Raw genomic sequence first — 12,458 nt, forward strand, 5'->3', positions numbered from 1 at the left:
CTGCATCGACATAACCCCACAATCTATCGATACACCAACGGAAACGGCACACCCACAAATTAACCAACAGGGTCTGCGGACGGGCGCTCCGTATTCGTACGAAAGCTAGATTTTGATCTGCTGGTTGAGGGCGCGGAGAGCGATGTCGGTGCGGAACTGGGCGCCGTCCAGCGTGACCCGGTCGACGAGCGCGTAGGCGGCCGAGCGGGCGGCCTGCAGATCAGTTCCGGTCGCGGTGACGCTGAGGACGCGGCCGCCGGCCGAGATCAGACGACCTTCGGCATCGCGGGCGGTGCCGGCGTGGATCACACCGGGGACCTCGGCGCCGGTGATCACGTCGCCGGTGCGCGGGACGCCCGGGTAGTTGTGGCTGGCGATCACCACCGTGATCGCGGAACCGTCTTTCCAGCTCAGTGGCGGCTGCTCGGCGAGCGTGCCGGTGGCCGCGGCCTTCAGCACCCCGGCCAGCGGAGTGTCCAGCAGCGCCAGCACCACCTGGGTCTCCGGGTCGCCGAAGCGTGCGTTGAACTCGATCACCTTGGGGCCGTCCGGGGTGAGCGCGAGACCCACGTAGAGCAGACCCGCGAACGGTGTGCCGCGCTTGCGCATCTCGGCCAGCGTCGGCTCGACGGTCTCCCGCAGCACCCGCTCGGTCAGGTCGGCCGGCGCCCAGTCGAGCGGGGCGTAGGCACCCATCCCGCCGGTGTTCGGGCCCTCGTCGCCGTCCTCCAGGCGCTTGAAGTCCTGCGCCGCCATCAGCGGCGCGACCGCCGTGCCGTCGGTGATCACGAAGAGCGAGACCTCGGGACCGGGCAGGAACTCCTCGATCACCACGGTGCCGCACGCCTCGGCGTGGATCAGGGCCTCGTCGAGGTCGTCCGTGACGACCACGCCCTTGCCTGCGGCCAGGCCGTCGTTCTTCACCACGTAGGGCGCGCCGAGCTCCTTCATCGCCGCGGCGGCTTCCGCAACGGAGGAGCAGGCGAACGAGCGGGCGGTGGGCACCCCGGCGGCGGCCATCACCTCGTTGGCGAACGCCTTGGAGCCCTCGAGTTTCGCGGCGGCGGCGCTCGGACCGAAGCAGGCGATGCCCTTGGCCCGGACCGCGTCGGCGACCCCGGCCACCAACGGCGCCTCCGGCCCGATCACCACCAGGTCGGCGTTCAGCTCGACGGCCAGCGCGGCAACCGCTGCGGGATCGACGGCCTTCACCTCGTGCAGCTCGGCGACCTGGGCAATGCCCGGGTTCCCGGGCGCGCAGGCGAGGAAGTCGACGGACGGGTCGGCGGCAAGCCCGACGGCAAGCGCGTGCTCGCGCCCACCAGAGCCGATCAGAAGTACGCGCACGACGGCCCATCCTACCTGCGCGACCGTCGCGTAAACTTCGGCAGTACCCGGGCTCCTCCAGGTACGACCTTGGGACTGAGCTGTTTCGGGAAAGGCATCGTTCACGTGCCGGTGATCGTTTTGGTCGGCGCCCAGTGGGGCGACGAGGGCAAGGGCAAAGCCACAGACCTGCTGGGCGACCGGCTTGACTACGTGGTCAAGTTCAACGGTGGCAACAACGCGGGCCACACCGTCGTCATCGACGGCGAGAAGTACGCACTGCACCTTCTTCCGAGCGGCATCCTCTCCCCGAACGTCGTACCGGTGATCGGCAACGGCGTGGTCGTCGACCTGAACGTGCTGTTCCAGGAGATCGACGGCTTGGAGGCGCGCGGCATCGACACGTCGCGCCTGCGGGTCAGCTCGAACGCGCACGTCATCGCGTCGTACAACCGCTCGCTGGACAAGGTCTCCGAGCGCTACCTGGGCGCACGGCGGATCGGCACCACCGGCCGGGGCATCGGCCCGACCTACGCCGACAAGATGAACCGGGTCGGCATCCGGGTGCAGGACCTCTTCGACGAGTCGATCCTGCGGCAGAAGGTCACCGCCGCACTGCTGTTCAAGAACCAGGTGCTGTCGAAGATCTACAACCGCAGCGCGGTCAAGGCCGAGGAGGTCGTCCAGGAGCTGCTGTCCTACGTCGACCGGCTCCGGCCGTACGTCGCGGACACCGCCCTAGAGCTCTCCCAGGCCATCGACAACGGCAAGGTCGTGCTCTGCGAGGCCGGCCAGGCCACCCTGCTCGACGTGGACCACGGCACGTACCCGTTCGTGACCAGCTCGAACGCGACCTCCGGCGGCGCCTGCACCGGCTCCGGCATCCCGCCGACCCGGATCGATCGGGTCGTCGCGGTGCTCAAGGCGTTCACCAGCCGGGTCGGCGAGGGGCCGTTCCCCACCGAGCTGCACGACAAGTGGGGCGACTACCTGCGCGAGGTCGGCCACGAGTACGGCACCACCACCGGCCGCCCGCGCCGGATCGGCTGGCTCGACCTGGTGATCGGCCGGTACGCGCAGCGGATCAACGGGGTCACCGACTTCGCACTGACCAAGCTGGACAACTACGACGGCGTGGACGAGATCCCGGTCTGCGTGGCCTACGAGGTGAACGGCGTCCGGCACGACGAGATGCCGATCAACCAGACCGATTTCCACCACGCCACGCCGATCTTCGAGACGCTGCCCGGCTGGAAGCAGGACATCTCCGGCTGCCGCAAGTTCGCCGATCTGCCCCGCGAGGCGCAGGACTTCGTCGAGTTCGTCGAGGCCCGGATCGGCGCGCGGATCTCCATCGTCGGTGTCGGCCCGGGCCGCGAAGCGGTCATCGAGCGGCACTCGGTGCTCGGCGACGCCTGATGGACGTCCTGGTGCTCAGCCTGGCCGAGAAGTCGGGCGACTCGTGCGGGTCCGGGTGCGGCGGCTGCAACGCCGTCTGCGCCACCCCGCGGACCCCGGTGCTGGCCTGTGCGGACGCGCTCCGCGAAGGCGGCGCCGAGGTCGAGACCGTGCAGGCCGGTTCTGATCAGGAGATCGACGCGGTGCTGGCCCGGTTCGACGGACCGGCCCGCGCGGATGGCCTGACCTGGCCGGCCTTCCGGGACGACCTGCGACTGGTGATCGCCACGGCCACCGACGGGCAGCTGCGCGCCGTCGTACGCCGGATGGTCCGCCGGTGGGCGCCGCCGCCCAGCAAGCGGCCGGCGGACCTGGACCCGACGCGGACCGTGCCGGATCTTCCGCCGCTGGCGATCCTGCCGCTCGACCCGGAGAACTCCGTGGATCTGGCGGCACAGCTGGGCCTGCCGCGCACCCCGGCCGAGGTGGCGAAAGCGGTCCTGGTCGGGCACAGCCGCCGCCTCGACCTGCTCCGCAACGACAGTGGTTCGGTGACCCTGGACGGCGCCCTGCTCGGCGGCGCCGACGACAACGGTGCCGCGGTGCCGTGGCGGGGCCGGGTCGAGGTGGACGACAACGTCCTGTCCGAGGGCGAGGAACTCATCCTGGCCTGCGCGATCGGCAACGGCGGCGGGTACGCCGAGTTCGACGGCCTGCGGTTGCTGGCCGATCCGGATCCGACCGACGGGCGGGTCGAGGTCGCTGTCGCGGTCCCGGTCGTCGTCAAACAGCGTTTCAAAGGCACTCGGGTACGCGTAGAGGTGCGCCGAGCGCGCGGCCGCGCGGTGTCGGTGCTGCCCCGCGAGGGAGAGCTGCAGTTCCTCGACGACGGTGTCGCCGGTGCGACCAGCCGGAAACGTTCCTGGTGGACCGAGGCCGGCGCCTGGGCGGTGTACGCGGACTGATGCTCTGTGCCACCCTGGACGAACGCTCGGTGACGGGACAGTTCGGACGGGGAGGCCTGAGCCGTGGAGAACGAGCACAACGGCCGCGAACCGGGCAGCGGACCGGTACGGGACGTGGAGCCGTTCTGGGAGGAGCCGGAGCCGGCTCCTCCCAAGGATGTGGAGTCCGCGTGGGCCCAGCCGTTGCGGCGGCCACCGCAGCCGCGACCACCGGCCGATCCGGAGCCGGCCGTGCCGGAGATCACTCCGGCGGCGCGGCCCAGTGTGGCGGTGCATCCCAACGAGGCGGTCTATCGGCCGGTCGCGCGGGACAGGCCGGGTGGCGCGCCGCCGGCTTTCCTGCCCCCGGACGGCGCGGTCCATCAACCCGGCCGGCCGGAGACCGCACCGCTCCCGCACCAGCGGCCCGAGGCTCCGGCTCCCCAGCAGCCGGCTCCCGCGCAGCCCGCTTCCCAGCAGCCGGCTCCTCGTCGGCGGCCGGAGGGTGATCCGATCCAGGAAGCGCTCGCGGGCGGCGGCGACACACCCACCGCTGACGAGTTCGCCCGGCGCCGGTTGGCTCCGCCGCCGGCGCCCTCGGCCACCATGGGTCCCCGCGCGCTGGTCGGCAAGGGCACCCTCGGCCTGGTCCGGCTCGCACCCGGACGGCGTGAGATGGACTACCGGCAGGACGTCGACACGGTCCGGCGCAACTTCGGCGGGCTGCGCCAGGTGACCGTGGTCAACCCGAAGGGTGGCGCCGGCAAGACCGTCGCCGTACTGCTGCTCGCCATGACGTTCGGCCAGAAGCGCGGCGGATACGTCCTGGCCTGGGACAACAACGAGACCCAGGGCACCCTCGGGATGCGTGCCCAGCAGGACTTCCACAGCCGTACGGTCCGCGACATGCTCAGCGACCTGCCGCTGCTGCAGGGCGTTCGGGGGCGGGTCGGTGACCTCTCGAAATACGTCCGGTCGCAGGGCGAGGGGATGTTCGACGTGCTCGCCTCGGACGAATCCGCGACCGCCGGCGAGATGTTGACCGCGGGCGCGTTCGCCGAGATCCGGGACGTGGTCAGCCGCTTCTACAAGCTGATCTTCGTAGACACCGGCAACAACGTCCGCGCGGAGAACTGGCAGGCCGCGATCGACGCCACCGACCAGCTGGTGATCACCATGTCGGCCCGCAACGACTCGGCGGAGACCGCCGCCCGGATGCTCGACCACCTGGAGACCAGCGGCCGGCAGCGACTGGTCCGCCAGGCCGTGACCGTGGTGACCATGCCGCCGACCCGCAAGGACATCGACCTGCCGTCGATCCAGGCGCACTTCGCGGCCCGGACCCGGGCGGTGCAGATGGCGCCGTACGAGCGCTTGATCGACTCCGGCGAGCCGCTCCGCTACGGCGCGCTGTCCAGCGGCACCCGGGAAGCCTGGCTCAAGATCGCCGCCGCGGTGGCGGAGGGCCTCTGACCAGCGTGTGAAGTTACGGCGCGGAGCGCACCAAAAGTCCCCACGCTCACGGGGTGCCACCGCTGCGTGGGGACTTTCGGCGCACAGCGCACCCAAACTTCACACGCTCACGGGGTGCTGCCGCTGCGTGGGGACTTTCGGCGCGGACCGCACCCAAACTTCACACGCTTGCGGGGGGCTGCCGCTGCGTGGGGACTTTGGGTGCGGAGCGCGCCTGAAGTCCCCACGCTTGCGGGTCAGGACAGGGCGTCGGCGGCGGCGGGGTCGCTGTCGCGGAGGAACTGGGCGCAGCGGGCCGCCTCGTCCGCCTCGCCGATCGACGCGGCCGCCAGCGACAGCACGTGCAGGCAGCGCAGGAAGCCCTGGTTCGGCTGGTGCGCCCACGGCACCGGCCCGTGGCCCTTCCAGCCGTTGCGGCGCAACGCGTCCAGGCCGCGGTGGTACCCGGTGCGGGCATAGGCATAAGCGGTCACGGTCTCGCCGGCGGCCAGCGCGTTCGTGGCCAGCGGCGCCCACGCGGCGCTGTAGGCGGGGTATCTGGCGGCGACCGCCTTGAACGCCTCGTCGGTACCGGTCGCCGCGGCGGCGGCCAGTGCCTGGTCGGCTTCGGCGTCGGCCGGCAGTCGGGTCGACGGAGGCTCGGGAAGGAGGTTTTGCATGACCCCATTCAACGCGCCCCCGAGTGGATCATTCCGGCCGCTCGGCGTTTCCCACGCCGGAGTGCCGTCAATCCCAGGCGGCACCGAGGCGGAACAGGCGATCCGCGTACTCGATCTGGGTCTGCCAGGCGGCCGGCCACGCGCCGAGACCGAGCGCGGCGCCGGCGAACGCGCCCGCCAGGCACGCGATCGAATCCGAGTCACCGGACGAGGCAGCACCCCGGCTGAGGACCGCGACCGGCTCGTCCGGGGAGATCAGGTAGCAGTAGAGCGCGGTCGCGAGCGCCTCCTCGGCGATCCATCCGGCCCCGGTGACCAGGCACGGGTCGCCGTCGAAGGCGCCGGCCGCGAGCCCGGTGGCGACCCGGTCCAGCGCGGCCGCACACTCGTCCCAGCCGCGCGCGATGAACTCCTCCGGCGAGTCGACCATCGGCCGCCGCCACAGCTCGCCCAGCCACTCGCCGCGGTAGTTCTTCCGCTGCTCGTCGCAGCGATCCCGGAGGGCGGCGAGGAGGTCGGCCGGCGCGAGGCCGCCACGAAGCCAAAAGACGGCGTACGCGGTGAGCTCGCTGGCCGCCACCCCGGTCGGGTGCCCGTGGGTCAGCGCGGCCTGCAACTGCGCCACGCCGGCCCGCTGATCGTCGCTCAGCCCCGGGACCAGGCCTACCGGGGTGACCCGCATGTTCGCCCCGCAGCCCTTGGAACCGGTCTGGGTCGCCTCGATCCACGGCCGCCCGTCGGCGAGCGCACCGATGGCCCGCAGGCAGGTCATCCCGGGCGCGCGGTCGTTCTCCGGGCTGGCCGCCCAGGACAGGAACCGGCGGCGCAGCACCGGCTCGAGCAGCCGCGGGGTCGGGTCGCGCACCTCGAGCAGCGCCTCGCCGACCGCGAGCGCCATCTGGGTGTCGTCGGTGACCAGGGCCGGTTCACCCTCGAGCTGGCGGGGGCCGCCGGGCCCGTAACGGTGCACGATCGACGGGTAGTCCATGAACTCGGTGGGCTTACCGAGCGCATCTCCGTAGGCCAGCCCGAACATCGATCCCGACGCAGCACGCATGCACAAACTCTAGGACCGTCGTCAACGGCCGGGGTGTCCGCTGAGGGCTCGCACGGCAGGCGCACCATTGACGCATGCCGGATCCCCTGCAACCGGTGCTCGGCGGCGACCTGCCGTTCGACGCCACCGCATTCGAGATCGAGTCCCGTGCCGAACTCGACAGCCACCTCGTCCGTGACAGCCTGGCCGGACTGACCGTTCTCGGACTACGACTCGACCGGCACGCGCCGGACCTGTCGCAGGTAGACGTACGAGAAACGCTTTTTGTCGGTTGTCAGCTCGCCTCCCCGGAGGTGGAGATCGATCTGATCCGGCGGGGTGCGCACCTGGTGCCGCCGTTCCGGTCGTTGCCCTACCCGACCCACCCGGCGCTGCTCTACACCCCGGAGGACCTGTCCGCCGGTTTCGCCGAGTCGGGCTTCGCCGGCATGTACGACACCGTCGTCTACCAGCACTTCCTGGCCCGCGGCGGCGCGGTTCCGGACGTCCGTGAGGCGGTCGCGCAGCGGCTGCACGACGCCGGGATCGACAACGCGCTGGGCAAGACGCTGGCCGCCTGGGCGTCGGTGCACGGCACCGCGGGCGCGATCGGGATCATGGGTGGGCACGCCGAGCCGCGTGGTTCGGCGGCGTTCCGGATGGCCGCGACGCTGGCCCGGCGACTGGCCCGCGAAGGCCGGCTGATCGTCACCGGTGGCGGGCCGGGTGTGATGGAGGCGGCCAACCTGGGTGCGTATTTCGCCTCCCGCACCGAACGCGAACTGACCGCGGCGGTCGACATGCTGGAGCCCGCCCCGGACTTCCTGGACCACAACCCGTTCACCGCGGCGGCCCTGGCCGTCCGGGCGGCCTATCCGCTGCCCGCGGTCGACCTGGCCGACCGGCTCCGGCACGGCGGCCTCGCGCTGCCCACCTGGCTCTACGGCCACGAGCCGGCCAACCTGTTCGCCGGGCAGATCGGCAAGTACTTCTCCAACGCCGTCCGGGAGGACTCGATCCTGCGGCTGGCCCGGGGCGGGATCGTCTTCGCGCCCGGCTGGGCCGGCACGGTGCAGGAGGTCTTCCAGGCCGCGACGAAGACGTTCTACCGCACCGACGGGCCGTCCGGGGCGTTCGTCTTCCTCGGGGTCGAGCACTGGACCAACCTGCCGGTGGTGGACCTGCTGGGGACGCTGCTGGCCCGGTCACCGCACGGCGACCAGTCCGGGCTGATCGTGGTCACCGACTCGCTGGACGAGGCGATGGCGGCACTGACCAGGTAGAACACGGGTTGGCGCCATGCCGCACACTGCGCTCATGGAGTTGCTGCTGATCGTCGTCATCGCCGGCTTCGCGATCGTGGGGCTGGTCAAGGGAGCCCGGTCGCGCCGGTCCCGGGGATACGCCCACCGCGGTCGGCCGCAGGATGCCGGCACCGAGCCGACGTACTACGTCGACAACGGCGGCTCGCACCATCACCACGGCCACTCCCACGACTCCTCCGGGCACCACTCCGGTGACAGTTACTCGGACGGCGGCGGGGACAGCGGTGGCGGGGACGGTGGCGGCGGCGGAGATTGATCTTGGTGGCGGGCATGGCGCACACTGCGAACATGCTGACATTCGCCCTGGTAGCTCTCGCTCTGCTGTTCGGCATCGCCATCGCGATCGCGGTCTGGCGCCGCGGCAACAGCGGCTCCGTCGCCGGCCACGGCCCGGCCCGCCGCACCGACCGCGGCGCCGAGCGGTCCGACTACGAGAACTCGCCGCGCTACAGCGGTGACGCCGGCGGTGTCGGCGGCGGGCTCTGACCGCTCGGCCAGGCGCTCCCGGCGCCCGGCGGGGTGACAATGGTGCGGTCGTCCTCATCGACGGCGACCGCACCAGTCAGATCAGGAGGAACCATGATGCCCTATTTTCTGACCTTCGCCGGCCTGGTGGCCGTTCTGGCAGTCGCGGTCGGGTTCCGGCGCCGGCGCAACAGCGGTATGACCGGCTATCGAACCTCGGCCGAGACCGGTGACAACGCCACCACCGACCTCTACCGCGGTGGCAGCGCCGGGGACAACGGCGCCGGCGGCATCTGACCGCCCTGTTCAAGCGATGTGCACTCGGCGCCAGTGCACCGCCGGCAGATCCGCTTCCGCCACGTCGGTGAGCCCGTTCTCGTCCATCGCGTTGTAGACGGCGAGCCGGGCCCCGTCGAAGAGGAACTCGATCGCGTGCAGCACCCGGGGCCGCCAGTCGGCCGAGGTGGTCCGCTCGATGATGTTGACGGCGCGGAGCTGACGGCCGCGGGCGTTGCGCAACGCGGCGTGCGGATCGGCCCGCCAATCGATGTGTTGGTACATCTCGATCGGGACCGCCAGGTCGATCTGGTCCCAGGTGATCGCGCACTCGTCGAACTTACGGTGAGTGATTTCGACGCTACTAAGTCCGAAGTCGAGGATGACCGGGCCGTCGGCGAACCAGCCCCGCTCGGCGACATCCCAGAGCAGCCAGCTTGATCGTAATCTCCGGCCGATGAGCCGCACAAACATGTGCCGATGGGTCGCGGCGAGCGCCTCGGCATCGTGATGCCACTCGGGTTTCCAACCCTCGATAGCGAGCACGATCACCGTCCCTTGATCAAGACATCTCGATCGTACCCATGTCGCTGTGTAACCCCACAAGACGACAACGGCCGGTCCCCGCGTTCGGGAACCGGCCACCGCCAAATTGATTACTTCGAGAGAGTGGTTCCGGTCGAGCGGAGGTGCTCGCACGCCTCGAGGACGCGCTTGGCCAGACCGTTCTCGGCCAGCTTGCCCCAGGCGCGCGGGTCGTACGCCTTCTTGTTGCCGACCTCGCCGTCGATCTTCAGCACGCCGTCGTAGTTCTTCAGGACGTGGTCGACGACCGGGCGGGTGAACGCGTACTGGGTGTCGGTGTCGATGTTCATCTTCACCACGCCGAAGTCCAAGGCGCCGTGGATCTCGGAGAGCAGCGAGCCCGAGCCACCGTGGAAGACCAGGTCGAGCGGCTTGTCCTTGCCGTACTTCGCGCTGATCGCGTCCTGGATCTCCTTGAGGATCTCCGGGCGCAGCTTGACGTTGCCCGGCTTGTAGACGCCGTGCACGTTGCCGAAGGTCAGGGCGGTCAGGTAACGGCCCTTCTCGCCCAGGCCGAGCGCGGCGGCGGTGGCCAGGCCGTCCTCGACGGTCGAGTACAGCTTGTCGTCGATGGCGGCGGAGACGCCGTCCTCCTCGCCACCGACCACGCCGACCTCGATCTCGAGGATGATCTTCGCGGCGGCGGACGCGGCGAGCAGCTCCTCGGCGATCTGCAGGTTCTCGTCCAGCGGCACGGCCGAGCCGTCCCACATGTGCGACTGGAACAGCGGGGCGAGGCCCTTGTTCACGCGCTCCTGCGAGATGGCGATCAGCGGACGGACGTACTTGTCCAGCTTGTCCTTCGGGCAGTGGTCGGTGTGCAGCGCGATGTTGATCGGGTAGTTCTTGGCGACCTCGGTGGCGTACTCGGCCAGCGCGACGGCACCCGTGATCATGTTCTTGATGGTCGGGCCGGACGCGTACTCGGCACCACCGGTGGAGATCTGGACGATGCCGTCGCTGCCGGCCTCCGCGAAGCCCTGCAGGGCCGCGTTGAGGGTCTGCGAGGACGTCACGTTGATCGCCGGGTAGGCGAACGCGCCGGCCTTGGCGCGATCGATCATTTCGGCGTAGACCTCGGGGGAAGCGATAGGCATCGGTGCGCTCCTTGCTCATTCATCACGGGATGCAGAGGGCAGGACCGCGCTGTCCTCCAGCACAGAAGTATTCCGCAGTCGCGGTGCGTAGCGGAAATCACCCCGAAATTCGACACTGGAACCCGGCGTAGGCCACGTAACGGAGAAATACTCCCGGGCCATACCAGCACTTGTGTGACAGATCGGCACGGTTAGCTCGCTCGCGCTCTGTGCAGGGCTTCCGTGCCGACGCCGGGCGCAACGGCCGAGCGGCCGTTCCCGGGGTGCCGTTTCGTCCCCTCCGGGCTGGGGCGACGGGACCAACATCACACCCGATGTCACACCTCAGCGCGTGACGTAGCCCGGGTTGGCGGCCGCCCAAGCCGTCAGCCCGTCGTCGCGGATCGCCGGGAAGAGACTCTCGCCAACGGTCGGATAGATCTTTTCGGGGTGGGGTGTGTTCAGGACCGGCTCGCTGATCCCGATCAGCTGCGGTGAGCCGAGGTCACCGACCACCCGCATCAGCGTGGCCAGGTCCCCGTCGACGGTGATGCCGCCGGCCGCCGCGGTCAGCAGCCGCTGCGCCGCCGGAAGGTCCACCACCCCGCCGGCCGTCACCTTGGCCGTCAGCGCGCGCAGGAACCGCTGGCCGTTCCGGTCCCGCTCCAGCGAACCGGCCGCCATGCCGAGCCGGGCCCGCAGCAGCGACTCCACCTCGGCGCCGCCGATCTGCTGGCAGCCCTTCGCCAGGCCCTTCCGGCCGAACTGCGCCGTGACCGGCTCGTCCAGGCACATCCGCACGCCACCGACCGCCTCGGTCACCCCGCGCAGGCCGGCGAGGTCAACCACCACCGTGGCGTCCGGCGTGACCCCGGTCAGCGTCGTCACCGCCTTCGCCACCCGTCGCGGGCCGCCGGTGGACAGGACCCAGCTGAGCTTCTCGGGCCGGGCACCGGACGTGCTCACCAGGCCGTCGCGCGGCAGGCTGACCATCCACACCGCGCCGCGGTCGGCCGGCACGTGCAGGAGCATCACCGTGTCGGCGCGCGGGGCACCGGTGTCGGCTCCGGCGTCGGCTCCGATCAGCAGAACGTCGACCGGCTCGGCGGGCAGGTTCGCGCCGGCACCCGGCACCGCCGCGTCCAAGGTCACCGCTTCCGGTTGTCCCCCGTGCCCCCAGGTGGAGGACACGACCGGAACGGCGAGCCCGGCGAGCAGCACCGCGGCAGCGGCTCCGATCACCCGGCGGCGGGCGCGGCGGCGCTTCACGCGTACCCATCCGGCATCGATCCGGTGCCGCAGCGGTCCGGCATCCGGCGTCGTCTCCTCGTGCCGCTGAAAAGCGGCCCGCAACTCTTCTTCGACCGTGCTCATCGGACCTCCGCCAGCTCGGCGCGCAGCGCGTCGAGCCCTCTCGAGATGGACGAACGAACCGTCCCGACCGCGCAGCCGAGAATGTCGGCGATCTCCTGGTCGGGAAGGTCCTCGTAGAACCGCAGGACCAGGGCCGCACGCTGGCGGCGGGGCAGAATCGCGAGCAGCGACCACACCCGGTCCCGCTCGGCGCTCTCGGCGGCGTGATCGGCGGGCGCCGCGACCACCGGGTCCGGGTCGGGCCGCAACAGCACGCGCCGCCACCAGGAGGTGCGGCGCGACTCGATGAACTGGTTGGTGAGGATCTTGCGTACGTAGCCGTCCGGCGAGTCGCTGTGCGTCACCCGCCGCCAATGCAGCTGGACCCGGAGCATGGTCTCCTGCACCAGGTCCTGCGCGGTGTCGGTATCGCCGGTCAGCATGACGGCATAACGCAGCAGCGCGTTGAGCCGGCTGTCGGCGAATTCCTCGTAGGTCACGGGCACCTCCGCTCCTACGACGGGACCGGCCCCCGGAATCAT

The 12,458-nt window shown here is 70.7% G+C and carries 14 protein-coding genes; 7 read left to right on the top strand and 7 right to left on the bottom strand.

The genetic code is table 11. From position 1 onward, the window contains the following. Positions 1 to 105: 105 nt before the first annotated feature. Entirely contained in the window at positions 106 to 1,347 is a 1,242-nt protein-coding gene (gene purD, locus ADL15_RS37525) for a phosphoribosylamine--glycine ligase (RefSeq protein ID WP_067701711.1), read from the bottom strand. 105 nt (positions 1,348 to 1,452) lie between these two features. Between purD and ADL15_RS37530 the strand changes: the two genes are divergently transcribed. From ADL15_RS37530 to ADL15_RS37540, 3 genes are all read left to right on the top strand, one after another. Next, a complete protein-coding gene (locus ADL15_RS37530; protein WP_067701713.1) occupies positions 1,453 to 2,745 on the top strand; it encodes an adenylosuccinate synthase in 1,293 nt (430 codons plus the stop codon). Further along, entirely contained in the window at positions 2,742 to 3,689 is a 948-nt protein-coding gene (locus tag ADL15_RS37535; RefSeq protein WP_067702144.1) for a diacylglycerol kinase family protein, read from the top strand. The genes ADL15_RS37530 and ADL15_RS37535 overlap by 4 nt, the downstream gene beginning before the upstream one ends. A gap of 63 nt (positions 3,690 to 3,752) precedes the next feature. Next, positions 3,753 to 5,141 (top strand): ParA family protein, encoded by a 1,389-nt coding sequence (locus ADL15_RS37540; RefSeq protein ID WP_083972264.1) that lies wholly within the window; start codon positions 3,753 to 3,755, stop codon positions 5,139 to 5,141. Positions 5,142 to 5,377: 236 nt separating this feature from the next. Here ADL15_RS37540 and ADL15_RS37545 read toward each other — a convergent pair whose 3' ends face one another. Together ADL15_RS37545 and ADL15_RS37550 are read right to left on the bottom strand one after the other, a co-directional pair. Continuing rightward, entirely contained in the window at positions 5,378 to 5,800 is a 423-nt protein-coding gene (locus ADL15_RS37545; RefSeq protein ID WP_067701715.1) for a DUF3151 domain-containing protein, read from the bottom strand. Positions 5,801 to 5,867: 67 nt separating this feature from the next. Continuing rightward, positions 5,868 to 6,857: an ADP-ribosylglycohydrolase family protein gene (locus ADL15_RS37550; RefSeq protein WP_067701717.1), complete on the bottom strand. Its 990-nt coding sequence runs from the start codon at positions 6,855 to 6,857 to the stop codon at positions 5,868 to 5,870. A 74-nt stretch (positions 6,858 to 6,931) separates the two neighbouring features. Here ADL15_RS37550 and ADL15_RS37555 point away from each other — a divergent pair, with 74 nt between their 5' ends. The 4 genes from ADL15_RS37555 (at position 6,932) to ADL15_RS37570 (ending at position 8,923) form a co-directional block, all read left to right on the top strand. After that, positions 6,932 to 8,119 (top strand): LOG family protein, encoded by a 1,188-nt coding sequence (locus tag ADL15_RS37555; RefSeq protein WP_067701725.1) that lies wholly within the window; start codon positions 6,932 to 6,934, stop codon positions 8,117 to 8,119. A 34-nt stretch (positions 8,120 to 8,153) separates the two neighbouring features. Next, on the top strand, positions 8,154 to 8,417 hold the full coding sequence (locus ADL15_RS37560; RefSeq protein WP_067701728.1) for a hypothetical protein: 264 nt from the start codon (positions 8,154 to 8,156) through the stop codon (positions 8,415 to 8,417). Between the two features lie 32 nt (positions 8,418 to 8,449). Beyond that, complete coding sequence (locus ADL15_RS37565; protein ID WP_157441843.1) at positions 8,450 to 8,647, top strand: hypothetical protein; 198 nt, start codon at positions 8,450 to 8,452, stop codon at positions 8,645 to 8,647. 93 nt (positions 8,648 to 8,740) lie between these two features. Further along, complete coding sequence (locus ADL15_RS37570; protein WP_067701733.1) at positions 8,741 to 8,923, top strand: hypothetical protein; 183 nt, start codon at positions 8,741 to 8,743, stop codon at positions 8,921 to 8,923. Positions 8,924 to 8,932: 9 nt separating this feature from the next. Here ADL15_RS37570 and ADL15_RS37575 read toward each other — a convergent pair whose 3' ends face one another. The 4 genes from ADL15_RS37575 to ADL15_RS37590 all read right to left on the bottom strand — a co-directional run bounded on the left by ADL15_RS37575 (position 8,933) and on the right by ADL15_RS37590 (position 12,416). Then, positions 8,933 to 9,454, bottom strand: a complete 522-nt coding sequence (locus tag ADL15_RS37575) for a hypothetical protein (protein ID WP_232344787.1) — start codon at positions 9,452 to 9,454, stop codon at positions 8,933 to 8,935. A 104-nt stretch (positions 9,455 to 9,558) separates the two neighbouring features. Continuing rightward, entirely contained in the window at positions 9,559 to 10,584 is a 1,026-nt protein-coding gene (gene fbaA / locus ADL15_RS37580; RefSeq protein ID WP_067701735.1) for a class II fructose-bisphosphate aldolase, read from the bottom strand. 324 nt (positions 10,585 to 10,908) lie between these two features. After that, the gene (locus ADL15_RS37585) at positions 10,909 to 11,937 is read right to left on the bottom strand and encodes an LCP family protein (protein ID WP_067701737.1); all 1,029 of its coding nucleotides are present in this window, start codon (positions 11,935 to 11,937) and stop codon (positions 10,909 to 10,911) included. Beyond that, a complete protein-coding gene (locus tag ADL15_RS37590) occupies positions 11,934 to 12,416 on the bottom strand; it encodes a SigE family RNA polymerase sigma factor (protein ID WP_067702150.1) in 483 nt (160 codons plus the stop codon). Before ADL15_RS37590 ends, ADL15_RS37585 begins: the two co-directional genes overlap by 4 nt. Positions 12,417 to 12,458 lie beyond the last annotated feature (42 nt).

Origin of the sequence: Actinoplanes awajinensis subsp. mycoplanecinus (assembly GCF_001509495.1) — a bacterium.
Classification (GTDB): domain Bacteria; phylum Actinomycetota; class Actinomycetes; order Mycobacteriales; family Micromonosporaceae; genus Actinoplanes; species Actinoplanes palleronii.